The organism is Amycolatopsis sp. lyj-90 (assembly GCF_046549035.1).
Taxonomy (GTDB): Bacteria; Actinomycetota; Actinomycetes; order Mycobacteriales; family Pseudonocardiaceae; genus Amycolatopsis.
Genome location: NZ_JAJPWP010000007.1, coordinates 289110 through 314195, shown reverse-complemented (window position 1 = coordinate 314195; position 25086 = coordinate 289110). Strand labels below are relative to the sequence as shown.

Genomic DNA, 25086 nt, shown 5'->3' with positions numbered 1-25086 from the left:
CGCGCCCCTCGCGACCCGCGACGCTCGTGGAGGGGGGTCCGGGTCCCCCGACGGCCCGGATTCCCTCCGCCCCGCATCACGGCTCGAACGCGTTGCCCGTCGCGATCTTCGGGCGGCCCAGTTCCACCGGCTCCCCGACGCGAGTCCGCCGGTAGACCGCGGCGGTCGCCTCGGCGATCCGGCCCCAGTCGAAGTCCGCGGCCAAGCGCGACTGCGCGGTCAGCGCCCGTCGCGCGGCGGCGACCTCGTCGTCCAGCACCGCTTCGACGGCGTCTCCGAGCGCGTCGACGTCGCCGGGGCTGAACGCCAGGCCGGTCTCGCCGTCGACGACGACCTCGCCGAGCCCGCCGGCGGTGGACGCCACGAGCGGCGCCTTCGCGGCGGCGGCTTCCAGCGCGACGATCCCGAACGGTTCGTACCGGCTGGGCAGCACGACGGCGTCGGCCGCGGCCAGCACGGCGCGCAGTTCACGGTCGGACAGGTGCCCGACGAAGTCCACCGCGCGGCGGACGCGCAGCTTGCGCGCCTGCTCGACCAGTTCCTCCAGATGCCTGCCCTTGCCCGCGACGACCAGCCTGGTCCCCGGTTTGGCGCGGCGGATCCGGGGGAGCGCGGCGAGCAGGTCCTGTACGCCCTTCTCCCATTCCAGCCGTCCGAAGTAGAGCAGCAGCGGCGCGCCGGAGGGGCTGTAGACCTCCCGCGCGTGCGCGACCTCCTCCGCGGGCACCTGCCAGGTGCGTTCTTCGATGCCGTTGTGGATCACGGTGACCGCGTCGCCGTCGACCTCGAACAGCTGCGACACCTCGCGGCGCATGGCCTGCGAACAGGTGATGAGCGCGTCCGAGCGGTTCGCGAGCCACCATTCGACCGAGTGAACCTGCTGGTTGAGCGGATGCGAGAGCCAGCCGGAGTGCCGTCCGGCCTCGGTGGCGTGGATCGTGCCGACCAGCGGGACCCGCGCGGCCTCGGCGATCGCGATCGCGGGGTGGGTGACCAGCCAGTCGTGCGCGTGCACGACGTCCGGCTGCCAGCCGCGCAGCAGGTCGGTCGCGGCGCGGACCATCGCGTGCCCCATGGCCAGCGTCCACGCGACGAGGTCCCGTTCGAAGGTCACGTGCATCGGATCCTCGGCGACCCGGATGATCCGCACGCCCTCGACCACGCGATCGGTCCTCGGGTGGGTCTCGGCGTCGGTGCCCGCCGTGTGACGGCACAGGACGACCACGTCGTGCCCCTGCCGGACGAGATGCCTGGCCAGGGCGTGGACGTGCCGTGCGAGTCCGCCGACGACCACGGGTGGGTACTCCCACGACAACATCAGCACGCGCATGGGTGGAGGTTACTCGTGAGTCGGTCTGCGCCGCCGGGGCGATCGCCCCCGGCGGCATCACCGCCCGCGACCGTGCTGTCATCGAGGCGGGTCAGTCCGGCCGGGCTTCCACCGGACCGCCCGAGTCACGGACCCGGACGGGCACCCCGAGCAGCTGAGAAGGCAGCTGCCCGGGGTCGTGACCGGGGGTCACCCACACGTCGATCGTGGGTGCCCCCTCGGCCTCGCCCTGTCCGACCCCCACCACCCCGGGGACGTCGTCGAGCCAGCGTGACGCGGTGATCAGCGCGGCGTCGACGGTGTCGGCACTGTCGTCGTCGGCCACTACGGGTGCACCCGGATGCCGAGCGAGGCCTCGACCAGCGTGATCCGGTTGATCACGGTGACCACGGGCGAACCCGCGAACAGCAGGCCGACGGCGTTTTCGCTCAGATCCGCCACGAGACTGCCCGAGTCGCCACCGGCCGACATGTCGGTGGTGAGCAACTGCTGCGCGAACCGGGCCACCCGGCCGCCGCCGTAGTTGACGTCCACCGTCGCGTTGATGTTGGTGATCCGCCCGGTCGTCCAGTTCGTGGTCCGGCCGGTCTTCTGCACGATCGTGCCGACCGCGGGCGCGACGTTGGTCCCCTTGATGTCGCCGACCCAGAAGATCCGCCGGTCCAGGTCGTGGAACTGGCCCTCGGCGATGGCCGCGTCGACGAAGTTCACCGGCACCGGCTGCCCGGAGGTGATGAACTTGATCGGCACGAACCGGCTCAGCCTGGCGATGACGTCGGCGGGTGTGGTGCCGCCGTCGAACGGGCCGGGCTGCAGGATCGGGTCCCCGATGGCGGCGGCGTTGGAGTTCGCCAGCACGTGGTTGTTGCTCAGGATGTAGTACCTGGGCGGTTTGCCCGGCAGCGCGGTGGCGTCGTAGACGGCGGTGCCGTAGGTGCCCGCGGTGATCTTGAAGTGGCCGACGCTCAGCCCGCCGAACGCCGGGCGGAACCGCTTGGCCAGGGTGAACGGGCCGACCTGCTCGCGGGCGAGTTCGTCGGGCCTGCTCAGCATCTGGGCCGGCGGGTCTTCGAGCAGGGTGGGGGAGCCGTTCACCTTCGGCGGCGCGATGCTGCGGCCCGCCTGCAGCACGCCGACCTCCTGCACGTCGACGGGGACACCCGCCAGCGTCGCGGGGACGAGGTCCTCTTCGCGGACCATCTCGTGCGGCAGTTTCGTGTCGACCAGGACCGTGATCGCCTTTTCCCCGGTGTCCGTGCCGCCCGACCATTTCGTGCCGAGCGCGACACCCACGACGTTCTGTCTGCTGAGCAACGCGTCCTCTTCCGCGGCCTGCACACTCGCGAGGGAGAGGAACTCGTCAGGGATCATATTGTTTTCGATCATTTCAGCCACACTTTTCCTGGTTGTCGGCGTTGACAAGTGCGGGAGCCCCGACGAAAGAGTCTTCCCCTGTGCGAGGGGTCGCGCCATAGTGCAATCGGGTAGATCGCTTCATTCTCTTATGTCAAGATTTCCCTTGTGTGGCAAGGGTTTGTGATCGATCCACCGGCCATCGCGCGAGACGGCGGGGTATTCGGGGACTTTGGTCCTCAGTGTGCCGGAAAAGGAAACGGGCGGGTTCGGAGAACACTCCGAACCCGCCCGTGGCGGAGAATGGTTCAGGCGCCGACGGTGGCCTCGATCGCCTTGGTGATCGTTTCGTCCTCGGGTTCGGTGCGCGGGCGGAATCGGCCCACCACTTCACCGGACGGGGCGACGAGGAACTTCTCGAAGTTCCACTGCACGTCGCCCGCGGCGCCTTCCGCGTCGGCCGCCTTGGTCAGCTCGGCGTAGAGCGGGTGACGGCTTTCCCCGTTGACGTCCAGTTTCGCGAACAGCGGGAACGAAACCCCGTACGTCGTCGAGCAGAAGGTCTGGATTTCCTCGGCGGTACCCGGCTCCTGGCCCGCGAACTGGTTGCACGGGAACCCGACCACGGAGAAACCCTTGTCCGCGTAGCGTTCCTGCAGCTTCTCCAGCCCGGTGTACTGCGGCGTCAGGCCGCACTTCGACGCCACGTTCACCACCAGCAGCGTCTTGCCCTCGAGCGCGCCGAGCGTGGTGTCCTCGTCCGCGAGCGTCTTCAGCGGAATGTCGTGGATCCCCATGGTTCCCCTTTCGTCATTTCCTCAGCAGATCACGCGCGTCGACGTGCCCGAACGGCCCGTCGTCGCGCCGGAACGCGGCCGCCGTCTCCTTGGCCCGCTCGTGCGCGCCGTCGCGGAGCAGTCCGGCCAGCGTGTCGAACCGGTCGGTGTGCGCCTTCGCCCGCCGCCGCGCGTAGTCGGCGGCGGAGTCCTTGGTGACCATGAACGCCCAGTCGCTCGAAAGCGCCAGCATCGCCTCGGCGACGGCCTGGTCGCGGACGGCGTCACGGGTCGTCGTGTCCATCCCGGTGACGAGGTCGAGCATCCGGTGCTGCAGCGCGGTGTTGTCCCGCACCATGTCGGCGACCTGCTCGCCGTCCCAGACCCGCCAGTCCTTGCCCGAGCCCCACGACGACGCCGGGAGGTCGACCTTCCCGCCGAGGTGGCCCGCTTCGAGCGCGCCCTTGAGCGTGGTGACGCGGACGCCCGCCTCGGGCAGCGCGCGCAGGACACCTTCGAGCCAGGCCGGTCCCTCGTGCCACCAGTGCCCGAACAGTTCCGTGTCGTACGCGGCGACGACGAGCGACTCTCGGCCGTGCTCGGCCTTGAGCGAACGCAGCCGCGCGACGACGGTGTCCACGAAGTCCTGGACGTGGCCGCCGAGGACGCCCGCCGCCATCGCCGGATCGTAGGGCGCCTTGTCCGGCGGCTCGATGGTCTTGCCGGTCACCCGGGACGGCTTGAGGCCGACTTCGTGCGCCCAGGTGTGGAAGTCGCGATAGGCGGCGTTGCCGGGGTAGCCGGCCTTCGGTGACCAGACGCGGTACGTGACTTCGAGGTCGCGGCCGAAGCAGACGACGTCGGAGTCGCCGACGGTGCGCGCGGCCGAGGTGTCGCCGTGCAGGGAAGGCCCGTCGACCATGAACCGCCGGACGCCCGCGGCGGCGTACCCGGCTTCCATGCCGGGCGCGTATCCGCATTCAGGTGCCCAAATGCCCTCGGGGCGCTGTCCGATCCGCAGCGCGGTGTCGGCGAGGCCGCCGCGCAGCATGAAGTCCCGGACGGCCGGGTCGAGCAACGGCTGGAACGGATGCGCCAGCGGGCCGCCGAGCAGTTCGATCGTCCCGTTGTCCACAAAGGACCGGAGGATCGGCGAGAAGCCGTGACGCCAGCGGGTTTCGAGTTCTTCGGCCGCCCTGGTCGCCGTCCGGTACTCGCTCGCGGCGAGGTCGCGCAGCAGCGGGTCGCCGCGCCAGAGCGTGGACGCGTGCCACGCGCGCAGCTGCCAGTGCCCGAGCCAGTCGTGGAACGCGTCGATGCAGTACGGATCGTCGAGCTGGGCGGCGAGGATCGGGGTCATGCCGAGCGTGAGGACGTCTTCGCGACCCTCGTCGGCGAAGCGGCGCAGAAGGTCGACCATCGGCAGGTACGAATGCGCCCAGGCCTGGTAAAGCCATTCTTCGCCGACCGGCCAGGACCCGTGGTGCGGCAGCCACGGCAGGTGGCTGTGCACGACGAGGCAGAACGTGCCCTCGTACTCGCTCATGGGCGCACCGCCACGGCGACGAGGTCGAGGCTGGCATCGAGGTCTTCGCCGTGGATGGCGAAGTCCGCGGCCTGGATGCCTTCGACGTCGGCGAGCAGCGCGGGCGGCCAGGTCGCCTGGCCGGGCAGCTGTCCCATGACGACGTCGAGCTGCGCGTCGATGATCGAGCCGCCGTACTCGGCGTCGAGCTTCGCGACGCCTTCACCGTGGTGGAGACCGTGCAGCGTCTCGACCTCGAACCCGGCGTCACGCAGCATTCCGTCCAATTCGGACGGTGCGAGTTCCCTGGTGTGGAACGGGTTGAGCGGGGTGTCGCTGTCCGGGGTGAAGGTCAGCCGGTTGGGCGTGGTGACGATCAGCCGTCCGCCGGGAGCCAGCACGCGGCGGCATTCGGCGAGGAAGGCGCCCTGGTCCCAGAGATGCTCGATCACCTGGAAGTTGGCGACCACGTCGATCGAGGCGTCCCGCAGCGGCAGGAACACCAGGTTCGCCCTGGCCACGCCGATGCCGGGGTAACGGCGGGCGACGTGCTCGGTGGTGGGCACGTCGTAGTCGAGCGCGAGCACCCGCGCGGCGACAGTGGCGATGAGCCCGGCGCCGTAGCCCTCGCCGCAGCCCGCCTCCAGGACGGTCTTGCCTTCGCACAGCGGGAGGAGCTTTTGGTACGCGGCCTCGTGGCGGCGAAACCAGTAGTTCTCCTCGGCGATGCCCGGCACGGTGCGTTCACCCGTGAGGTGCAGCGCTTCGGCCCTGGTGGCTGGGGTGGTCACGCCGCGACCCTACCGGCCGGTCACTTCCATCCCCTCCGCAAGTCGTCCTCCGGTTGCGGTGTCACGTTTCGCGGCGCTGCCCAGTCCAGGAGGTATGCAACGGACACTCACTCGCGTACTGCTCGTCGTCTTCGGTCTCGTCGACCTGCCGGCCGGGCTCTGGCCACTGCTCAGCCCTCGCGGGTTCTACGAGGACTTCCCCGGTTTCCGCACCGGCTGGGTGGCGATGGACGGCCCCTTCAACGAGCACCTGATCCGCGACTTCGGCGCGCTCAACCTGGCGCTTTCCGCCATCCTGATCGGCGCGGCCGTGATCGGGACGACCGCCGTGGCCAGGACCTACACCGGGGACACCGTGATGCCGATCGCGCCGGGGCCGAGGTGGGCGCCGAGGATCATGCTGGCGTCGACCAGGGTGCTGTCGACCATATGCGGCAGCCGGGCCCGCAGCCGTCCGCCGATCTCGAGGTCTCGTTCGTCGGGGCCGAACCGGGTGATGGCGACCTCGACGTCCTGATCACCCGCGCATTCCACCGCGAGGTCGACGAGTTTGGTGAGCGCCCGCCGCTGGCCCGGCACCCGGGTCAGCGGGGCGACCTCGCCGTTCTTCAGCGTCAGCAGGGGTTTGATCGAGAACGCGGAGCCGAGGAACGCCTGCGCCGCGCCGATCCGGCCGCCGCGCCGCAGGAACTCCAGCGTGTCGACGTAGAGGATCTCCCGGCTGCCCCGGAACCGGCGCTCGGCCGCGTCGATCACCCGGGTGGCCTGCCCGCCTGCGGCGGCGACCTTGGCCGCCGAGGTCGCCGCGAAACCGAGGCTCATCCCGGTGGTCCCGCTGTCGAGGACGTGGACGGGGACGTTCACCTGCTGGGCGGCCTCGCGGGCGGCGTTCACCGTCTCCGACATCCGTCCCGAGATGTGGATGCTGACGATCGCCGAGGCACCCTTGCTCGCGGCGTCCTGGAACGCCCAGAAGAACGCGGCGACCTCCGGAGGCGCCGTCTTCACCGGCGTACCGGCGCGCAGCTGTCCGATGACTTCGTCGCGGTCGTAGCGGTTCTCCTCGTCGAACTGCTCGCCGACCTGCAATTGGACCTGAACGACGCCGATTCCCCAGCGTTCGGCGACCGGGGCGGGGAGGCAGGAGGTCGAGTCCGTGATCACGGCGACAGGGCCGGGCATGGAACGCATGGTGGGGCACGTTAGCCCGTCACCCTCGCCGGGAGTACCCCGGAATACGGCCGTTCGGGTTAGTCGGCCGGTTACACTCACTTCCGGGTGAATTACCTGGACGATGGTCCCACTAAAACGTGCATCCAGGTGAATGAGGTCACCTCGGCGGGCCGCGGCGCCGAAATGGCCCTAATCTACCGGCCAGTAGAGCTGTTGCCCCGTGGCCGACGCCGGCCACCAACGGGAGGTCGAAGTAGACCCATGACGAACATCGTTGTCCTGGTCAAGCAGGTACCGGACACCTACTCGGAGCGGAAGCTCTCCGGTGCCGACAACACTCTTGACCGCGAATCCGCCGACGCCGTGCTCGACGAGATCAACGAGAAGGCCGTCGAAGAAGCCCTGAAGATCAAGGAAGCCGGCGAGGGCGAGGTCACCGTCGTCTCGGTGGGTCCCGACCGCGCGACCGACGCGATCCGCAAGGCGCTGTCCATGGGCGCCGACAAGGCCATCCACGTCTCCGACGAGGCGCTTCACGGCTCCGACGCGATCGCCACCGCCAAGGTGCTGGCCGCCGCGATCGGCAAGGTCGAAGGCTACGACCTGGTCATCACCGGGAACGAGGCCTCCGACGGCCGCGGTGGCGCCGTGCCGGCGATCATCGCCGAGCTGCTCGGCCTGCCGCAGCTGACCCACGTGAACGAGCTGACCGTCGACGGCACCTCGATCAAGGCCGACCGCTACACCGAGGACGGTGTCACGCACCTCGAGGCGAACCTGCCCGCGCTGGTGAGTGTCGGCGAGAAGATCAACGAGCCGCGCTACCCCTCCTTCAAGGGCATCATGGCCGCGAAGAAGAAGCCGGTCGAGACGCTGACCGTCGCGGACCTGGGCCTCGACGCGGGCGAGGTCGGCCTCGGCAACGCCTGGTCGTCGGTGCTCGAAGCCACCCCGAAGCCGCCGCGCACCGCCGGTGAGCGCGTCGAGGACGAGGGTGACGGCGGCAGCAAGGTGGCCGCTTACCTGGTCGCGCAGAAGCTCATCTGAGACAGGTTTCGAGGAGGAATAGGGAAATGGCTGAAGTACTCGTCCTCGTCGACCACGTCGACGGTGAAGTCAAGAAGGTCACGCTCGAGCTGCTGACCGCCGCTCGCGAGCTCGGTGAGCCGTCCGCGGTCGTCGTCGGCCCGACCGGCACCGCCGCCAAGGCGAAGGAAGCCCTCGCCGCGCACGGTGCCGCCAAGGTGTACGTCGCCGAGGGCGACAACGCCACCGGCTTCCTGGTCACCCCCAAGGTGGATGTCCTCGCCGCGCTCGCGGAGCGGACCTCCCCGGCCGCCGTGCTCGTCGCGGCCAGCGCCGAGGGCAAGGAGGTGTCCGCCCGTGTCGCGGTCCGCCTCGGCTCCGGTCTGCTGTACGACGTCGTCGGCGTGAACGGCGACGGCAGCGTCGACCAGTCCATCTTCGGTGGCGCGTTCTCCGTCAAGGCCAAGGCCACCAAGGGCGTCCCGGTCATCTCGGTCCGCCCCGGCGCGGTCGAGGCGTCCCAGGCCGAGGGTGCGGCCGCCGAGGAGACCGTCGAGGTCCCCGCGGGCGACCCGGCGAAGTCCGCCAAGATCACCGGCATCGAGCCGATCGTCGGCGGCGACCGTCCGGAGCTGACCGAGGCCTCGGTCGTCGTCTCCGGTGGCCGCGGTGTCGGCTCGGCCGACAAGTTCGACGTCGTCGAGACGCTCGCCGACTCGCTCGGTGCCGCCGTCGGCGCTTCCCGCGCCGCCGTCGACTCGGGCTACTACCCGGCGCAGTTCCAGGTCGGCCAGACCGGTAAGACGGTCTCGCCGCAGCTGTACATCGCGCTGGGCATCTCCGGGGCGATCCAGCACCGGGCGGGCATGCAGACGTCGAAGACCATCATCGCGGTCAACAAGGACGCCGAGGCGCCGATCTTCGAGATCGCCGACTTCGGTGTGGTGGGCGACCTGTTCAACGTCGCGCCGCAGCTGACCGACGAGGTCAAGAAGCGCAAGGGCTGAGTTTCGCTCCTTGAGGGGCCGTCCGGGATTTCTTTCCCGGGCGGCCCCTTTTCTGTGATCCGAAAGTGATGTTCCACCCTGAGAGAAGCCTGAGAACCCGCAATTAACTGAACGTGCACTAATCGGCCATCGGGCGCATTGTCGTTGGTACCCCCCGAGGGGTAGACCTTGCTTATGACGACGTCACAGCTCCTCGTCAGTACTGACCAGGCAGGTGTCGAACTCCCGGCCGACGCGCCGCGCTACTCGCTCCTCGTCGCCAACGGAAACGAAGAAGTCGTTGCCGCGCAACGCCTTCGTCACCGGGTGTTCGCCGAGGAAATGGGAGCGACGCTCAATTCGCCCGTACCCGGCCTCGACGTCGATTACTTCGACGAGTTCTGCGATCACCTCGTGGTGCGGGACGACAACACCGGCGAGATCGTGGGCACGTACCGGATGCTGCCGCCCGATCGGGCGACGCGGGCCGGAAAGCTCTACTCCGACAGCGAATTCGATCTCACGGCACTCGATTCACTGCGTCCTTCGCTGGTCGAGACGGGCCGCTCGTGCGTGCACCCCGACCACCGCAGCGGTGCCGTGGTGAGCCTCGTCTGGGCGGGCATCGGCCGCTACATGCTGCTGGCCGGGCACCGCTACCTCGCGGGCTGCGCGTCCGTGCCGCTGACCGGCGGCGGGGAATACGCGGCGGGCGTCTGGGATGTCCTGCGCGCCAAGCACTACGCGGACGAGTCGCTCCGGGTGACCCCGCTGAACCCGTGGCGGACCGAAGGCGTCGAGCGGCCCGCGCGGGCGATCCTGCCGCCGCTCATCAAGGGGTACACGCGCCTGGGCGCCAAGGTCTACGGCCCGCCCGCGCTGGACGAGGATTTCGGTGTCGCGGACTTCTTCGTCCTGCTGGACCTGCACAACGTCGACGAGCGTTATCTCAAGTTCTTCCTGGGAGTACAGGGATGACTCACGCCTGGATGCCGAAATCGCCGTGTGGCGACGGATGTCTGAGCGAAGGGGCGCCGACGGTGGCGTTCCCGCGGCGCGTCCTGCGCTTCGCCGCGGCGATCGGCGTCATCGCCGGGGCCTTCCTGACCGCGCCGCTGGTGCTCGTGCTGCGCGGTATGCCGCGGGAACGGTTGGTGCGCCTGCTGTTCGCGGGGATCCTGAAGTCCTTCGGGGTACGGCTGCGCGTCCTCGGTGACGAACGTTTCCGCGCCGTGCCCGGCCGTGGCGCACTGGTGGTGAACAACCACATCTCGTGGCTGGACATCATCGCGGTGAACGCCATCCAGCCGATGCGGGCGCTCGCCAAGAAAGAGGTCGGCGCCTGGCCGGTGCTCGGCCTGCTGGTCCGCCGCGGCGGCAGCATCTTCCTCGACCGGGAGAACCTGCGCAGCCTGCCCGCGACGATGGACGAACTCGCCGGCGCGATGCGCGGCGGATCACTCGTCAGTGTGACGCCGGAGGGCACCACCTGGTGCGGACTGGGCTCCGGCCGCTTCCGCCCGGCGGCGTTCCAGGCCGCGATCGACGGCGGTGTCCCGGTGCGGCCGCTCGCCCTGCGCTTCCGGCTCGCCGACGGACGCGAAACCACGCAGCCGGCGTTCATCGGACCGGAGTCGCTCATCGCCTCGCTGCGGCGAGTGGCGGCTTTGCGCGGTCTGGTGCTGGAGGTGCACGTGTGCCCGGAGATCGCGCCGGGACGCGCTTCGGACCGGCGGGAGCTGGCGCTGCTGGCGGAATCCGCGGTGCAGGCGGCACTCGGGCGGGTGCAGATCCCGGTGCAGACGCGGCGGCGGCGCTCCGGCTCCGCTCCCGCTGTGCCCGCTCCCGCTGCGTCCGCTTCCGCTCCTGCCGCTGCTCCGGTCGCCCCCGTCGTGAAAGTCCCTTCGCCGTAACTCGCGCGCGCTATGAAAGGCCCGTTACTTGCGAACGCGCGCTATGAAAGGCCCGTTACTTGCAAAATTTGCAAGTAACGGGCCTTTCATAGCACCCCCAGATGGACACGCGGCGGCATCACACCAGCGTCAGCGTGATCTTCCCGCCCGCGTGCCCGGTCGCGCTCTCCCGGTGCGCCTCCGCGACCTCAGCCAGCCCGTAGCTCGACCCCGGCTTCAACTTCAGCTCCCGAGCGACCAGATCCTCCAGCACGGCCGGAGTCTCCGAGCCGCCCGCCGAGAACGTCAGCCCCTGCGCGTAGGCGGAAGGATCGGCGATGGTGACCAGTCGGTCGGGTGAACCGAGCAGCGCCACGGAATCGGCCAGCACGCCGAACCCGGCCGCGTCGAACACCGCGTCCACGCCGCCAGGGGCCGCCGCCCGGACCCGCGACACCCACCCGTCGCCGTACTGGACCGGCAGCGCGCCGAGAGCCTCGACCTCGTCCAAGGTCGAAGTCCCGGCGAGCCCGATGACCGTGGCCCCGAGCGCGACCGCGGCCTGCGTCGCGATCCGCCCGACCTGGCCGCTCGCCCCGTGCAGCACCAGGGTTTCCCCGGGCTTGACCTCGAGTTCGCCCAGTACGCGCAACGCCGTCTCGCCGACGATCGGCAGCCCGGCGGCTTCGGGCCACGAAAGCCCGGCCGGCTTGCGGATGACGTTGGTCGCCAGCGCGTACTCCGCGTACGCCCCGGTGTCGGACCAGCCGAAGACCTCGTCGCCGACGGCGAATCCGGCGCCTTCGCCAACCGCGTCCACCACGCCCGCCAGTTCCAGGCCGAGGATGTGCGGGAATTCGACCGGCCGCACCTCCGCCATGGCGCCGGACCGGATCTTCCAGTCGACCGGGTTGACGCCGGCGGCCTTGACCGCGACCCGCACCTGACCCGGGCCGGGCTCCGGCAGCGCGACCTCGGTCTCCTGGAGGACGTCGGTGTCGCCGTACTGGGTGATGGTGATCGCTCGCATGTTCACTCCTCATCGGACTTTCTTCGCTGCGATCAGTCAACCGGTGGCCCGGCCCCGCCCGAACCAGCCGGACGAGCAGTGTTCACTAGCCGGGCGAGCAGCGTCGCGGACCGGGAACGCGCTTACTGTGGAGTCATGGACGAGTGGTCGGATCCGCTGTACGTGCTGAGCCAGGTCGAGTACATGCTCGCCGCCCGGCGTCACGAACTCCTGCCGCGGTTCTCGGCGACGGCCGCGGCCGTCCTGCCGCACCGGGCCGCCGCCATGGAGACCGGTGACTGCTCCCGCCTGCCGATCAAGGTCGACGGCGATCCGGCGATCACCGGCGCCGTCACGAGCGCGGAGCTCCGGCGGCTCGCCGCGCTCGGCGTCCCCGGCGAGGCCGCGGTGGTGGAGGAGACACTCGGCGGCGAGCGCCGGAAGCTCGTCGTCCTGAGCTCGGCCCCGGTGATCGGCAAGGGCGCGATGATCGCGCTCGTCCCCACCGGGGACGCGCCCGACGACCGTGCGCTCGGGATCGTCGCGAAGCTGTGGGACATCGTCAGCGTGAACGCCGCCCAGCGCGCTACCGATCCCGAACCCGAGATCCTCGCGAGCAATCTGGCGGCCGCGACCGCGCGGGCGCGGGCGATCACCGATCTCGGGCAGACCCACGCGACGGCCTTGGCGTCGTTGCTTTCGGTGCTGCGATCCCGGCGTCTCGGCGACGCCGCCGCCCGGCAGGCCGCGACCGACCTCGCCGCGGCCTCGCTGGTCGAACTGCGCTCGATCGCGGACCGCGACCAGGAGCTTTCGGCGGAACCGGCGTCGGCGGCCTTCGACACGCTCGTCGCGCAGCTGGATCCCTTGGTACGCCACAACGAGGTGACCGTCGACCTCGCCGGCCCCGGCGACGAACGTTCGCTCCCGCAGGACATCGCGCACACCGCGCGCACGGTCACCCGCGGGCTCGTGCTCGCCGCGCTGGAGCGGGGCAGCACCCGCGTCCGCGCGTCCTGGCAGCTCGACGGCCAGGCCCTCCGGATCACCGTGCGCGACGACGGCCCGGACGTCGCCCGCGCCGTGCCCGCCGCCGGTCTCACCGAACGGATCACCCCGCTCGGCGGCCGCTGGGAGGTCGACGCCGTCCCCGGCTGGGGTGCCACGATCACCGCCGTGATGCCGCTGGAAGTCCAGGAAACCCCGGAGCTGCGCCCTCTGGACCGGCTGAACCCGCGTGAACTCGAAGTCCTCGCCGGGATCGCGCGCGGGAAGCGGAACCGGCAGATCGCCGAGGAGCTGCTGCTGACCGAGCACACGGTGAAGTTCCACGTGCGGAAGATCCTCGGGAAGCTGGAAGTCACCTCGCGCGGCGAGGCCGCGGTGCTGGCGCGGGAACTGCGCCTGGAGTCCGTCGGCGCTTGACCTCCACCCAGCTGGAGGTTGCAGGCTCGTCGTATGACGATCACTGGGGACAAGGCGGCATCGAAGCCGAAAGGCGTGCTCTGGACACCGGAGCACCGCGTGACCACGATCGGGTTGCTGCTCATGGTCACGCTCATCGCGTTCGAGAGCATGGGCGTCGCCACCGCGATGCCGACGATGGTGGCCGACCTCGACGGTCTCGCGCTGTACGCCTGGCCCTTCACCACCTTCCTGGTCGCCAGCGTGGTCGCGACCGTCCTTTCCGGACGCCTCGGCGACCGCAAGGGCCCGGCGCCCGCGCTGCTCGCCGGAACCGCGCTGTTCGCCGCCGGGCTGCTGGTGGCGGGGCTCGCGCACGACATGCCGCTGCTCCTGCTCGGCCGCGGGTTGCAGGGCTTCGGTTCCGGGCTCCTGCTGGTCTCGGTGTCGCTGCTGATCGCGCTCACCTTCAGCGACCGCGAACGCCCAGTGATCTACGCCGCCAACGCCGCCGCGTGGGTGCTGCCCGCGGTGATCGGGCCGTCGGTCGCGGGCGTGGTGACCGTGAGCGTCGGCTGGCGCTGGGTGTTCCTCGGGCTGATCCCGCTGACCGGGATCGGGCTCGCGCTGCTGGTGCTGGTCACGCGCAAGCTCCCCGCCCACGTGCCCGGCGAATCCGCGAGCCGCGCCGGGGTGGTGCCCGCGGTGGTCGCCGCCCTCGGCGTCGCCGCGCTCACCTGGGCGGCGCAGCATCCGTCTCTCGCGGCACTGGCCTACGGTGGCGCCGGGCTCGTCGCCCTGGCGTACGCGCTCCGCAAACTCCTGCCCGCCGGCACGCTGACGTCACGGCCGGGGTTGCCGACAGTGATCGCCTCCCGCGCGCTGATCGCGGGCGCGTACGCCGGGATGGAGGCGTACCTGCCGCTCACGATGACCGAGGTCCACGGTTACAGCCCCGCGCTGGCCGGGCTGCCGCTGACGGTGACCGCGCTGGGCTGGTCGGCGGGGTCGATGCTGCAGGGCCGCAGGCTCGACTGGTCGCGCGAGACGTCCCTCCGGACCGGATTCGCGCTGGTCGCGGCCGGTCTGGCGATCTTCGTCTTCGTCCCGCTGCCCTCGTTCCCCGGCTGGATGGCGTTCGTGGCGTCGGCGGTCGGCGGCGCCGGGATGGGCATCGCGATGCCCGCGATCTCGGTTCTGCTGCTGCGCTACTCGCCGGAGGCCGAACGCGGGTTCAACACCTCGGCGCTGCAGCTCGGCGACTGGGTCGGATCGGCCCTGACCATCGGTTTGGGTGGAGTTCTGCTCGCCTCGGTGGCGTCGGCGAAGGAACCTTCGGTGGCGATCCTGGTGCTTTCGGTGCTGCTGACCGGCATCGCGCTGCTCGGCGTGCGGCTGACCGGCCGGTGGCCGTCGGGTATGAGCGGCACCACCCGCTGAGCAGGGTGGGCTTGGTCACGCCCCGGAGCGGTCTACCCTGGTATGGCCATGACCTATCTCGACCACGCGGCGACCACCCCGATGTTGCCCGAAGCCGTAGCGGCGATGTCCGAGGCGCTGTCCACAGTGGGCAACGCCTCCGCGCTGCATTCCTCGGGTCGCCGGGCCCGCCGCAAGGTCGAAGAGGCCCGCGAGGTGATCGCGGAGGCGCTGGGTGCCAGGCCGTCCGAGGTGATCTTCACCGGCGGCGGCACGGAGAGCGACAACCTCGCGGTCAAGGGCATCTTCTGGGCCCGCAACGGCGAGGATCCGCAGCGCCGCCGGGTGCTGTGCAGCACCGTCGAGCACCACGCCGTCCTCGATTCCGTCGAATGGCTGGAGCAGCACGCGGACGCCGAGATCGTCTGGGTCGAGGTCGACCAGGACGGCCGGGTGTCCCCGGAGTCGATGCGCGCCGCCATCGGCGACAGCCCCGAGACGGTCGCGCTGGCCACCGTGATGTGGGCGAACAACGAGGTCGGCACGGTCAACCCGATCGCCGGGCTCGCCGCCGTCTGCGCCGAGCACGAGATCCCGCTGCACACCGACGCCGTCCAGGCCGTCGGCGCGGTGCCGGTCGACTTCGCCGGGAGCGGGGCCGCCGCGCTGACCCTGACCGCGCACAAGCTGGGCGGCCCGTACGGCGTCGGCGCGCTGCTGCTCGGCCGCGACACCGCTTGCGTGCCGGTCCTGCACGGCGGTGGCCAGGAGCGCAGTGTGCGTTCGGGCACTCTCGACGTGCCCGCGGTGATCGCGTTCGCGACGGCGGTGAAGGCCACGGTCGAAGGCCGCGAGGAGTACGCCAAACGCGTCGCCGAGCTGCGGGACGACCTGGTCGAGGCCGTCCGGCGCGAGGTGCCGGACGCGCTGCTCAACGGCGGTGAAGGCGAGCGCCTGCCGACGCACGCCCACTTCACTTTCCCCGGTTGCGCGGGTGACAGTCTCTTGATGCTTTTGGACGCCAAGGGCATCGAATGTTCCACTGGATCGGCGTGCACGGCGGGTGTCGCGCAACCGAGCCACGTGCTGCTGGCCATGGGTGCCGATCCGGCGGCCGCGCGCGGGTCGTTGCGGTTCTCGTTCGGGCATACCTCGGCACCGGAAGACGTTGAAGCGGTTTCGAGGGAGATCGCGGGCGTCGTCGACAGGGCGAGGCAGGCGGGACTCGCCGGAATGCGCAAGCAGACGCAGAAGCAAGAGGTGTGAGGAAGATGCGCGTACTGGCCGCGATGAGCGGGGGAGTGGACTCGGCGGTGGCCGCCGCGCGCGCCGTGGACGCCGGGCACGAGGTCGTCGGCGTGCACCTGGCGCTGTCGGCGAAGCCCGGCACGCTGCGCACGGGCTCCCGCGGTTGCTGCACGATCGAAGACTCGGGCGACGCGCGGCGAGCGGCCGACGTCCTCGGCATCCCCTTCTACATCTGGGACTTCGCCGAGCGCTTCACCGAAGAGGTCATCGAGACCTTCGTCGGCGAGTACGCCGCAGGCCGGACGCCGAACCCGTGCGTCACCTGCAACGAGAAGATCAAGTTCGAGGCGCTGCTGGACAAGGCGATGGCGCTCGGCTTCGACGCGGTCGCGACCGGGCACTACGCCCGTCTGTCCGTTGTGGACGGTGTGCCGGAGCTGCGGCGCAGTGTGGACTCCGGCAAGGACCAGTCCTACGTTCTGGCCTCGCTGACCCCGGAGCAGCTGCGGCATTCGCTGTTCCCGCTGGGTGATTCGTGGAAGACCGACGTGCGCGCCGAGGCCGAGAGCCGCGGCCTGTCGGTGGCGAAGAAGCCGGACAGCCACGACATCTGCTTCATCCCGGACGGCGACACGAAGAGCTTCCTGGAGAAGCGCCTCGGCCAGCGTCCCGGGCAGCTCGTCGACGCCGAGACCGGCGCCGTGCTCGGCGAGCACACCGGCGTGCACGGGTTCACCGTCGGCCAGCGCAAGGGACTCGGCATCGAAGCGCCCGCACCGGACGGACGGCCGCGCTACGTGCTGTCGCTGGAGCCGGTTTCGGGCACCGTGAAGGTCGGTTCCGCGCGGGATCTCGGCGTGAACGTGATCGAGGCGAACCGCCCGATCTGGCCGAGCGAGCGGCCGCTGGACGGTCCGACCGAATGCGTCGTCCAGGTGCGCGCGCACGGCGGGATCGTCGAGGCCGTCGCTGAGGTTTCGGGCGACTCGGGCGATTCGGTGACGGTTCAGCTTCGCGAGCCGCTGCGCGGGGTCGCGCCGGGACAGGTCGTCGTCCTGTACCGCACCGACGCGGCCGAAGGCGATCTCGTCCTGGGAAGCGCGAAGATCTCGGGAACCCGCTAGAACTCCCTTCCGCAATTAGTCCTCTAGTTGCGGTCCTTGCGCGTGCAACTACCGCAACCAGAGGACTACTTGCGGCGGGTCAGCGGTGCCATCGCTCCGGCGGTAGGGAGCGAGGCGTGTCGCGAAAGCCACTTTCGCGACGTGTGGTGTCCCGAAAGTGGCTTTCGCAACATCTTCGGGCCGCTGCCGGAGCCCCCGCAACCAGGTGCCGCAACGCGGGCGGTCAGAACTTCAGCTTGAAGCCGGTGTGGCTCGCCTCGAACCCGAGGCGTTCGTAGAACCGGTGCGCGTCCTCGCGTTTCACGTCCGACGTCAGCTGGACGAGCGCGCAGCCCCGTCGCCGGGATTCGTCGATGGCCCACGTCATCAGCTCGCCGCCGAGACCGGAGCCGCGATGGCTCGCCCGCACCCGGACCGCCTCGATCTGCCCGCGCAGCGCGCCTTTCCTGGCCAGGCCGGGAATGATCGACAGCTGGAGCGTGCCGACGGCCTCACCGGCGTCGTCGGCGACGATCAGCAGTTGCGTGGGATCGGCGTCGATCTCCTCGAAGGCCTTGAGATACGGCGTCAGGTCGTCAGCCGAATCCCGGGTGCTGCCGATCTGGTCGTCGGCGAGCATCCCGACGATCGCCGCGACGTCCTCGCGGCGTGCATGGCGGATGATCATGAGCTGTAGTGTCGCACTCCGCCGGTCTCGGCCGCGGTGAGTTTCCCTTGTGCCACCAGCAGATCCAGATGCGAACCGGTCTCGAGGACGGCGAGCATCTGGTTGAACGGGTCCATCTCGGGGAGCTTGCGCTGCTTGCGTGTCCAGCCCAGTCGCAACGCGACCTCGTACGCCGTCGTGACGTCTGCGGTGATCTCAGCGCCCATGACCTCGAGCCGGTCGCGATGGTGCTCCAGCAGCTCGTCCACGCGGGCGTGGACGCTGTCGGTGACGCGGCCGTGCGCGGGCAGCATGCGCCGGTCCGGCATCTCGCGCACCAGGCGCAGGGAGTCGAGGTAGTCGCTCAGCGGGAGTTCGGCGGGCATCGGCTGGAACCCGATCGACGGCGTGATGTGCGGCAGCACGTGATCGCCGGAGAACACCAACCCCGCTTCGTCGTCGACGAAGACGACGTGCCCGGCGGTGTGGCCCGGCGTGTGCACGATGTCGAACTCGCGGCCGGGCATGATCGTGCGCTTGCCGGGACTGAGCCACTCGTCGGGCTGTTCCCACAAATGCGCTTCGGTGTGCCGGACACCGCCGAAGGCCTTGGCGAGTTCCTCGACCACCGGGACCGCGCCGCAGCGCTGAAGGAGGCCGACCTGCGCCTCCATCGGGAAGCGGTCCGGATCGCCGGAGCGCACCAGCGAAGGCTCTTCCAGCTTCCCGAGTCCGACCTTGCCGCCGAACTCGCGGCGCAGTTCCACCGCGAGGGTGTAGTGATCGCGATGTACGTGGGTGATCAGGAATTCGTCGATGTCGCCGAGGTCGGCACCGAGCGCCTTCAACCCGCGCGACAGCAGCTCGCGCGCCGACTCCAGCGCCCAGCCCGAGTCGACGAGGACCAGGCGCGTGCCGTCGGTGACGGCGTAGACGTTGACCGCGCGCAGCGCGTCGTACGGCAGGGGCAGCGGGATCCGGTGGACCCCCGGCGAAACCGTGTAGACGCCTGGTTGGGCCCAGTCCCGTTCGCCGTCTTCGGGCAGCGGCTCCATGGTGACCTCCGTCCCGGACGCACTCCAGCGTGCCGCCCCAGTCCTTCCACCTTGAGCCGCCGGAAGGCGAGTGTCCACTTGAGCGGGGTGAGACCCCGGTCACGCCCCGCTCAGCGGCCGTCGTCCTGCTTCAGCGCGGTGTCGATGGTCAGCGCCGACGCGACCACCATCGACGCCAGCGGATCCCGCAGCGGCCGGTGGATCTCGACGACGTAGTTGTCGGCGGTGGTGAACGCGGCCTTCACGAAGCCGCCCCAGGTCTTGGTGATCCGCGCGATCTCGACGTCGGCGTGGTCCTTGATCACGAAGTTCCACGCCCGCCAGTTCTCCGCGAAGATCCCGCCGACCCGCTGGCCGTCGATGACGAAACCCAGCCGGATCTTGCCGAAGACGTTCTCCTGCACGATCTCCCCGATCGGGGAGTCGTCGGCCTTCGTCACCAGGAAGCGGGATTTGAACACCTTCGCCGGTCGCGTCACCTTCAGCACGGTGCTGTGGTTCGCGTCGCGGATTTCGAAGCGGTGGGTCAGGAACTGGTCGTAATTCGTCAGCAGCCGGATGGCCTTCTTCAACGTGCTCTGCCCGACCTGCACGACGCCGCCGAGGCGGTTGCCGTTCTGGTCGAAAACTCCGAACTCGTTGGACATCTCGATGAGTTTCGCGCGCTGGTTGACCACCAGTACGGGTTCGGAGAACAGGGTCCCGCCGCCGGCGGCCCCGCCGCCCCGGCCTTGGGTCCCCTTCGCCACCTGAGCCCGGATCTTGCCCGGGTCGTGCGCGCCTTCGATGTCCAGCTCGATCATCTCGGCGTCGTGGGACGGCCGCGTGTTGGCCGTCCAGGCCTGTCCGTCCCACCACCGGTACACCCGGGGGTTCTGCTGGTCGGGATACCAGCCGGCGGGCTGTGGAGAGCTCGTCATGGCAGGTCAGCGTAATGCGCGAGACGCCCTTGCGGGCTCGCCGACGGCAATTGCGGCGAATGTCCGTGTCGTCGGTGTGCCCCGCCTCCCCACCGAGTGGGACCAAGGGGAGAATCCGGGTGTGAACGAACGACCTTGGCCTCCTGGCGCCGCGACCGCGATCGGTTCCCAGCCCGGCACCGATCCGGTCGAGGCCGCGTCGATCGTGTTCGGCGAACTGCCCGAATTCCCCTATCTGCCCGAACTTCCCGCGCGCGGCGTGGGTGCCGACCTGATCGGCCGGACGGCCGCGCTGCTGGTCGATCTCGCCGTCGAGGTGGTGCCAAGCGGTTATCGCGTCGCCGCCCGCCCCGGGCACGACCACCGCCGCGCGGTCGACCTGATGAACTGGGACCTCGACGCCGTCCAGGAGGCGAAGGAGAAGGCGGGTGCCGCGCCGCCGGTGTTCAAGGCACAGGTCGCGGGGCCGTGGACGCTCGCCGCGAACGTCGAACTCCAGCGCGGGCACCGGATCCTCACCGATCGGGGCGCGCTGCGCGATTTCACCGCGTCCTTGCTGGACGGCCTCGCCGAACACGTCGCGGAGCTGAAGTCGCGCGTCGGCGCGCCCGTGGTGCTCCAGTTCGACGAACCGTCGCTGCCCGCGGTCCTCGCCGGCGATCTTCCGACCGCGTCCGGTTACGGCACCGTTTCCGCCGTGCCCGCGCCGGAAGCCCGCGATCTGCTGTCGACGGTGGTCTCCGGGGCGGAGCGCATCACCGGGCAGCCGGTCGTGGTGCACTGCTGCGCCGAGAAGCCGCCGATCTCGTTGCTGCGCGCCGCGGGCGCGGGCGCGATCGCCTTCGATTTCACTCTGTTGAAGGGCGCTTCGCCCATGCAACTCGACGAAATCGGCGAGACGCTGGATTCCGGTACGACGCTGATGCTCGGGCTCGTCCCCACGACCGACCCCGGCGCGCCGCTGGTGCTGCGTGACGTGGTCACGCCCGTGTTCAAACTCGTCGACAGGCTCGGATTCCGCCGGGAGATCATCGCCGAACGCGTCGTGCCGACCCCGGCGTGCGGTCTCGCGGGCGCCACTCCCGAGTGGATGCGCCGCGCGCTCACCCTCGGCCGGGAGGCGGGCAAGGCTTTCACCGAACCGCCTGAAGGCTGGTGACCGGCGCGGTAGCGTGCCCGCATGCGTTTGTTCCGCCGCTCCCGTAAGCCCGAGGACGTTCCCGACCCCCGCACCGCGTGGCCGGAGCAGCCGGTCCCCGAGGACGCGGCCGCCGCGGCGGTGACGTTCTGGGAGGCGTGGTTCGCGCTCCTGCCGGAGGTCAGCGCCGCGCTCGGTGATCGCGAGCCGCACCGTGTGGAACACGACCTCTGCACCATCGTCGAGGCACTGCATCCGAGGCTGCACTTTTCCCTCGATCGTGGGCACCGGGCGATCTACTCGCTGGTGCTCACCGGCCAGGAGGATCCGGAACTGCGCCCGTACACCGACGCGTGGAAGGCCGCCGCGCCGCCGGAGGACGCGATCTGGGAGTACCACGACTCCGTGCCGCCGGTCCCCGATCCGACCGAGGTCACCGTCAACCTCGGCGAGACCCGCATCGCGCTCGCCGACGTCCGGGTGACCGCGAAGGTGGACGATTCAGCCGGACGGGTGGACGTCACCGTGTTCCACCCGCTGATCGAAGAACTCCGGCCGGAGACCCGGACGACCATGACCTTCCTGCCGCTGGACGCCACGCTGGGTGAGCGCGTGGCGGCCGAAAGGCTGGGCAAGGTCGAGCTGGTGACCGAGGCACAGGAGGGACAGCTGACCCTTCTGGAGCTCCGTGAAGTGGTCGCCCGACTCGACTCGAGGGCGTCCGGAATTGTCGGTACCCCCGACTAGGCTTACCCCCGTGAGCAGCGAACTTCCGGAAAACCCCGAGCCAGTGCAGGACATCACCGAGGTCCCCGCCGAGGTCCGAGAACGGCACGCCGAACTGGCCGAGGAGATCCGCGGGCACCAGTTCCGGTACTACGTGCTGGATTCACCGATCGTGTCCGACGGCCAGTTCGACACGCTGCTCAACGAGCTCCAGGCCATCGAGGACGAGCATCCGGGGCTGGTGACGCCGGAGTCGCCGACGCAGAACGTCGGTGGCACGTTCTCGACCGAGTTCGTCGCGCACGACCACCTCGAGCGCATGCTCAGCCTGGACAACGTCTTCGACGGCGAAGAGTTCGAGACCTGGGTCGAGCGGGTCCAGAAGGAGATCGGCGTGACGAAGTACCTCGCCGAGCTCAAGATCGACGGGCTCGCCATCAACCTGCTGTACGAGAACGGCCGCCTGACCCGCGCGCTGACCAGGGGCGACGGCCGCACCGGCGAGGACGTCACGCTCAACGTCCGCACGCTGGAGCAGGTGCCGGATCGCCTGACGGGCACCGACGAGTTCCCCGTGCCCGCGCTGGTCGAGATCCGCGGCGAGGTGTACTTCCGCGTCGAGGACTTCCTGGCGCTCAACGCGAAGATGGTCGAGGCGGGCAAGGATCCGTACGCGAACCCGCGCAACACCGCCGCCGGATCGTTGCGGCAGAAGGATCCGAAGATCACGAAGTCCCGCAACCTGCGCCTGATCTGCCACGGGCTCGGGAAACGCGAAGGCTTCGAGCCCAAGCGCCAGTCCGAGGCGTATGACGCGCTAGCCGCGTGGGGCTTGCCGGTCTCGCCGCACAGCAAGGTGCTCGCCACCGGCGAGGAACTGCTGGAGCACATCAAGTTCTGGGGCGAGCACCGCCACGACGCCGAGCACGAGATCGACGGCGTCGTCATCAAGGTCGACGAGGTCGGGCTCCAGCGCCGTCTCGGGACGACGTCGCGCGCGCCGCGCTGGGCGATCGCCTACAAGTACCCGCCGGAAGAGGCGATCACCACCCTGCTGGACATCCAGGTCAACGTCGGCCGCACCGGGCGGGTCACCCCGTTCGCGGTGATGGAGCCGGTGAAGGTGGCCGGGTCCACGGTGGCGATGGCGACGCTGCACAACCAGGAAGAGGTCAAACGCAAGGGCGTGCTGATCGGGGACAAGGTCGTCATCCGCAAGGCTGGCGACGTCATCCCCGAGGTGCTCGGCCCGGTCGCGGACGCGCGCACCGGCGAGGAGCGCGAGTTCGTCATGCCGTTGCGCTGCCCCAACTGCGACACCGAACTGGCGTACCAGAAGGAGGGCGACATCGACATCCGTTGCCCGAACGCGCGGTTCTGCCCGGCGCAGCGGCGGGAGCGGCTGTTCCACCTGGCGAGCCGGAACGTCTTCGACATCGAGGTGGTCGGGTACGAGGCCGCGGTGGCGCTGCTGGACGCCGGTGTCGTGCACGACGAAGGCGACATCTTCGACCTGGACGAGGAGAAGCTGCTCGAGGTCGATCTGTTCCGCACCAAGGCGGGGGAGCTTTCGGCCAACGGGCGCAAACTGCTGGACAACCTCGAGGTCGTCAAGGACCGTCCACTGTGGAAGGTCATCGTCGGGCTCTCGATCCGGCACGTCGGCCCGACGGCGGCGCAGGCGCTCGCGCGGGAATTCGGTTCGCTGGAACGGATCGAAAACGCTTCCGAAGAGGAGCTCGCCGGCGTCGACGGGGTCGGCCCGACCATCGTGAAGGCCGCGAAAGAGTGGTTCGAGGTCGACTGGCACCGCGAAATCGTCGAAAAGTGGCGTGCGGCGGGCGTGCGGATGGAGGAGGAGCGCGACGAGTCCATCCCGCGCAACCTCGAAGGCCTGTCGATCGTCGTCACCGGTTCGCTGAACGACTACTCCCGTGACGAGGCCAAGGAGTTCATCATGGCCCGCGGCGGGAAGGCGGCGGGTTCGGTGTCGAAGAAGACGGCGTTCGTCGTCGTCGGGGACGCCCCGGGGATGAAGTACGACAAGGCCGTGCAGCTGAAGGTGCCGGTGCTCGACGAGAACGGCTTCCGGGTGCTGCTCGAAAGCGGCCCCGAGGCGGCCGCGGAACTCGCGCTGCCGACCGAGGAGGAGAGCGGTGAGTGAGCTGGAGATCCGGCCCGTCCGCGCCGATGAACTGACCGCGGTCGGGGAACTCACCCTGGCCGCGTACTCCGCCGAGCGGAGCCTCGTCGACGGCGTGGGCTACGCGGCCGAGCTCGTCGATGCCGCCAAGCGGGCCGAGCAGGCCGAACTCCTGGTCGCCGTGGACGGCGACGGAACGCCGGTCGGCACGGTCACCATCGCGCGGCCGGGGACACCGTTCGCCGAGCTGTCCCGCGAAGGCGAACTGGAGTTCCGGATGCTCGGCGTGCGGCCCACGGCCACCGGGCGCGGTGTCGGCGAGGCGCTGACCAGGGCCGTCATCGCGCGGGCGCGGGAACTGGACGCGGAGCGGGTGGTGCTGTGCAGCCTGGTCACGATGGCGCGGGCGCACCGGCTCTACGAGCGGCTCGGCTTCGTGCGGCTGCCGGAGCGGGACTGGGAGCCGCATCCCGGGGTGACCTTGGTCGCCTACCGCTTGGAGCTCACCTAGCCGTTCCGCGCGTGCTATGAAAGGCCCGTTACTTGCAAAATTTGCAAGTAACGGGCCTTTCATAGCACTTGAACGAGAGTGATCAGCTGTCCAGGACGACGGCCACGATCCCCGCGAAGTGCGCCAGCCGCGCCACCTCGGCGGCACGGAAGTTCGGCCCGCCGGGCCGCGCGACCAGCAGCGCCTTCCCCGGCTTCCCCAGCGGCGTCGCCGCGAGTTCGGTGCCCAGTTCCTTCCACGTCTCCGGGACCCACGCCTCCTCGGCGTCGAGGATGGTGGCGCGTTCCAGCGGCAGCCACGGCAGGTCGGTGATCGGCGTCTCGGGCGCGGCGCTGGACGACGCCAGCCGCAGGGCACCGGACTCCGAGTGCTCGACGACGACCGCCCAGCCCGCCCGGATGATCCTCGGCACACCTTCGGCGAGGATTTCCAGCCCCGAAGCGGGCTTCGCGGCGATCTCCTCGACCAGTTCGAGTTCGCGATGGGTGTCCAGCACCCCGGCGTACGGGCGGACGGCGTCGACCTCGACGCCGTCGACGCTTTCGGCGGCGGTGATCAGCGCGTCCGGCAGCCTGCCGGAGGGGATTTCGACGACGAGGTCGTCGACGGCGATCCCGCCGCCGCGTTCGACCACGTCCACGCTCAGGATGTCGGCGCCGACGGTGCCGAGCGCGGTGGCGACCGCGCCGAGGGTACCCGGGGTGTCCGGTAATTGGACCCGGATCAGGAACGACACACGCGCCCCTCTCGCCTCAGGCGTTCCAGCCTCGCCGTGGAACGCGCTACGCCGGGCGCCGATTGTGACAGACCGGACGAGGTAATGGGACCCGACGTCCGGGGCGCGGGATAACGAACCAGGCACTCCTTACCCGACGTGGGAGTGCAGGCCGC

The 25086-nt window shown here is 70.0% G+C and carries 24 protein-coding genes and 1 pseudogene; 13 read left to right on the top strand and 12 right to left on the bottom strand.

All coding sequences use genetic code 11. The features are described from left to right. Window positions 1-76: 76 nt before the first annotated feature. The 6 genes from ACLJPX_RS27770 to ACLJPX_RS27745 form a co-directional block, all read right to left on the bottom strand. Window positions 77-1330 carry a glycosyltransferase family 4 protein gene (locus ACLJPX_RS27770; protein ID WP_410603072.1) on the bottom strand — a complete coding sequence of 418 codons (1254 nt, stop codon included), beginning with the start codon at window positions 1328-1330 and terminating at the stop codon, window positions 77-79. A gap of 91 nt (window positions 1331-1421) precedes the next feature. Next, window positions 1422-1655 carry a hypothetical protein gene (locus ACLJPX_RS27765; RefSeq protein ID WP_410603070.1) on the bottom strand — a complete coding sequence of 78 codons (234 nt, stop codon included), beginning with the start codon at window positions 1653-1655 and terminating at the stop codon, window positions 1422-1424. Then, entirely contained in the window at window positions 1655-2716 is a 1062-nt protein-coding gene (locus ACLJPX_RS27760; protein ID WP_410603068.1) for a serine protease, read from the bottom strand. Before ACLJPX_RS27760 ends, ACLJPX_RS27765 begins: the two co-directional genes overlap by 1 nt. Window positions 2717-2991: 275 nt before the next feature. Next, entirely contained in the window at window positions 2992-3480 is a 489-nt protein-coding gene (locus ACLJPX_RS27755) for a glutathione peroxidase (RefSeq protein WP_410603066.1), read from the bottom strand. A gap of 13 nt (window positions 3481-3493) precedes the next feature. Beyond that, on the bottom strand, window positions 3494-5005 hold the full coding sequence (locus ACLJPX_RS27750; RefSeq protein ID WP_410603064.1) for a 1,4-alpha-glucan branching protein domain-containing protein: 1512 nt from the start codon (window positions 5003-5005) through the stop codon (window positions 3494-3496). Continuing rightward, window positions 5002-5775, bottom strand: coding sequence for a class I SAM-dependent methyltransferase (locus ACLJPX_RS27745; protein WP_410603062.1), 774 nt, complete (start codon window positions 5773-5775; stop codon window positions 5002-5004). The genes ACLJPX_RS27750 and ACLJPX_RS27745 overlap by 4 nt, the downstream gene beginning before the upstream one ends. A gap of 94 nt (window positions 5776-5869) precedes the next feature. On the opposite strand from ACLJPX_RS27745, the pseudogene ACLJPX_RS27740 reads away from it, so the two are divergent. Next, window positions 5870-6112: pseudogene (locus ACLJPX_RS27740) on the top strand (hypothetical protein); the annotation flags it as partial. A gap of 2 nt (window positions 6113-6114) precedes the next feature. Here ACLJPX_RS27740 and ACLJPX_RS27735 read toward each other — a convergent pair. Continuing rightward, entirely contained in the window at window positions 6115-6966 is an 852-nt protein-coding gene (locus ACLJPX_RS27735; protein WP_410603060.1) for a DegV family protein, read from the bottom strand. A 243-nt stretch (window positions 6967-7209) separates the two neighbouring features. Between ACLJPX_RS27735 and ACLJPX_RS27730 the strand changes: the two genes are divergently transcribed. From ACLJPX_RS27730 to ACLJPX_RS27715, 4 genes are all read left to right on the top strand, one after another. Then, the gene (locus ACLJPX_RS27730) at window positions 7210-7995 is read left to right on the top strand and encodes an electron transfer flavoprotein subunit beta/FixA family protein (RefSeq protein WP_101609985.1); all 786 of its coding nucleotides are present in this window, start codon (window positions 7210-7212) and stop codon (window positions 7993-7995) included. A 26-nt stretch (window positions 7996-8021) separates the two neighbouring features. After that, window positions 8022-8981 carry an electron transfer flavoprotein subunit alpha/FixB family protein gene (locus ACLJPX_RS27725; RefSeq protein ID WP_410603058.1) on the top strand — a complete coding sequence of 320 codons (960 nt, stop codon included), beginning with the start codon at window positions 8022-8024 and terminating at the stop codon, window positions 8979-8981. 174 nt (window positions 8982-9155) lie between these two features. After that, a complete protein-coding gene (locus tag ACLJPX_RS27720) occupies window positions 9156-9938 on the top strand; it encodes a GNAT family N-acetyltransferase (RefSeq protein WP_101609983.1) in 783 nt (260 codons plus the stop codon). Beyond that, window positions 9935-10873: a lysophospholipid acyltransferase family protein gene (locus ACLJPX_RS27715; protein ID WP_410603056.1), complete on the top strand. Its 939-nt coding sequence runs from the start codon at window positions 9935-9937 to the stop codon at window positions 10871-10873. Before ACLJPX_RS27720 ends, ACLJPX_RS27715 begins: the two co-directional genes overlap by 4 nt. A gap of 118 nt (window positions 10874-10991) precedes the next feature. On the opposite strand, the gene ACLJPX_RS27710 is transcribed toward ACLJPX_RS27715, so the two are convergent. After that, on the bottom strand, window positions 10992-11882 hold the full coding sequence (locus ACLJPX_RS27710; RefSeq protein WP_410603054.1) for an NADP-dependent oxidoreductase: 891 nt from the start codon (window positions 11880-11882) through the stop codon (window positions 10992-10994). Window positions 11883-12017: 135 nt separating this feature from the next. Here ACLJPX_RS27710 and ACLJPX_RS27705 point away from each other — a divergent pair, with 135 nt between their 5' ends. Genes ACLJPX_RS27705 through mnmA form a run of 4 tightly spaced genes read left to right on the top strand, consistent with a single transcriptional unit; the run spans window position 12018 to window position 17056 of the window. Further along, window positions 12018-13286 (top strand): LuxR C-terminal-related transcriptional regulator, encoded by a 1269-nt coding sequence (locus ACLJPX_RS27705; protein WP_410603053.1) that lies wholly within the window; start codon window positions 12018-12020, stop codon window positions 13284-13286. A 33-nt stretch (window positions 13287-13319) separates the two neighbouring features. Continuing rightward, on the top strand, window positions 13320-14705 hold the full coding sequence (locus ACLJPX_RS27700; RefSeq protein WP_410603051.1) for an MFS transporter: 1386 nt from the start codon (window positions 13320-13322) through the stop codon (window positions 14703-14705). Between the two features lie 48 nt (window positions 14706-14753). Continuing rightward, on the top strand, window positions 14754-15950 hold the full coding sequence (locus ACLJPX_RS27695; RefSeq protein ID WP_410603049.1) for a cysteine desulfurase family protein: 1197 nt from the start codon (window positions 14754-14756) through the stop codon (window positions 15948-15950). A 5-nt stretch (window positions 15951-15955) separates the two neighbouring features. Then, window positions 15956-17056, top strand: coding sequence for a tRNA 2-thiouridine(34) synthase MnmA (gene mnmA, locus ACLJPX_RS27690; RefSeq protein WP_410603047.1), 1101 nt, complete (start codon window positions 15956-15958; stop codon window positions 17054-17056). Window positions 17057-17279: 223 nt separating this feature from the next. On the opposite strand, the gene ACLJPX_RS27685 is transcribed toward mnmA, so the two are convergent. The 3 genes from ACLJPX_RS27685 to ACLJPX_RS27675 form a co-directional block, all read right to left on the bottom strand. After that, window positions 17280-17723: a GNAT family N-acetyltransferase gene (locus ACLJPX_RS27685; protein ID WP_410603045.1), complete on the bottom strand. Its 444-nt coding sequence runs from the start codon at window positions 17721-17723 to the stop codon at window positions 17280-17282. Then, the gene (locus ACLJPX_RS27680; RefSeq protein ID WP_410603043.1) at window positions 17720-18757 is read right to left on the bottom strand and encodes an MBL fold metallo-hydrolase; all 1038 of its coding nucleotides are present in this window, start codon (window positions 18755-18757) and stop codon (window positions 17720-17722) included. The genes ACLJPX_RS27685 and ACLJPX_RS27680 overlap by 4 nt, the downstream gene beginning before the upstream one ends. A 110-nt stretch (window positions 18758-18867) precedes the next feature. After that, window positions 18868-19677, bottom strand: coding sequence for a phospholipid scramblase-related protein (locus tag ACLJPX_RS27675; protein ID WP_410603041.1), 810 nt, complete (start codon window positions 19675-19677; stop codon window positions 18868-18870). Between the two features lie 121 nt (window positions 19678-19798). Between ACLJPX_RS27675 and ACLJPX_RS27670 the strand changes: the two genes are divergently transcribed. From ACLJPX_RS27670 to ACLJPX_RS27655, 4 genes are read left to right on the top strand one after another with little or no spacing between them, the layout of a single operon-like run. Further along, the gene (locus ACLJPX_RS27670; protein WP_410603039.1) at window positions 19799-20836 is read left to right on the top strand and encodes a methionine synthase; all 1038 of its coding nucleotides are present in this window, start codon (window positions 19799-19801) and stop codon (window positions 20834-20836) included. Between the two features lie 21 nt (window positions 20837-20857). Further along, window positions 20858-21562 carry a hypothetical protein gene (locus tag ACLJPX_RS27665; RefSeq protein WP_410603037.1) on the top strand — a complete coding sequence of 235 codons (705 nt, stop codon included), beginning with the start codon at window positions 20858-20860 and terminating at the stop codon, window positions 21560-21562. A 10-nt stretch (window positions 21563-21572) separates the two neighbouring features. Then, window positions 21573-23705 (top strand): NAD-dependent DNA ligase LigA, encoded by a 2133-nt coding sequence (ligA, locus tag ACLJPX_RS27660; protein ID WP_410603035.1) that lies wholly within the window; start codon window positions 21573-21575, stop codon window positions 23703-23705. Continuing rightward, entirely contained in the window at window positions 23698-24195 is a 498-nt protein-coding gene (locus ACLJPX_RS27655; protein ID WP_410603033.1) for a GNAT family N-acetyltransferase, read from the top strand. The genes ligA and ACLJPX_RS27655 overlap by 8 nt, the downstream gene beginning before the upstream one ends. A gap of 82 nt (window positions 24196-24277) precedes the next feature. Here the strand turns inward: ACLJPX_RS27655 and ACLJPX_RS27650 are convergent, their stop codons facing one another. After that, window positions 24278-24931 (bottom strand): ACT domain-containing protein, encoded by a 654-nt coding sequence (locus tag ACLJPX_RS27650; protein ID WP_101609970.1) that lies wholly within the window; start codon window positions 24929-24931, stop codon window positions 24278-24280. Window positions 24932-25086: the final 155 nt, after the last annotated feature.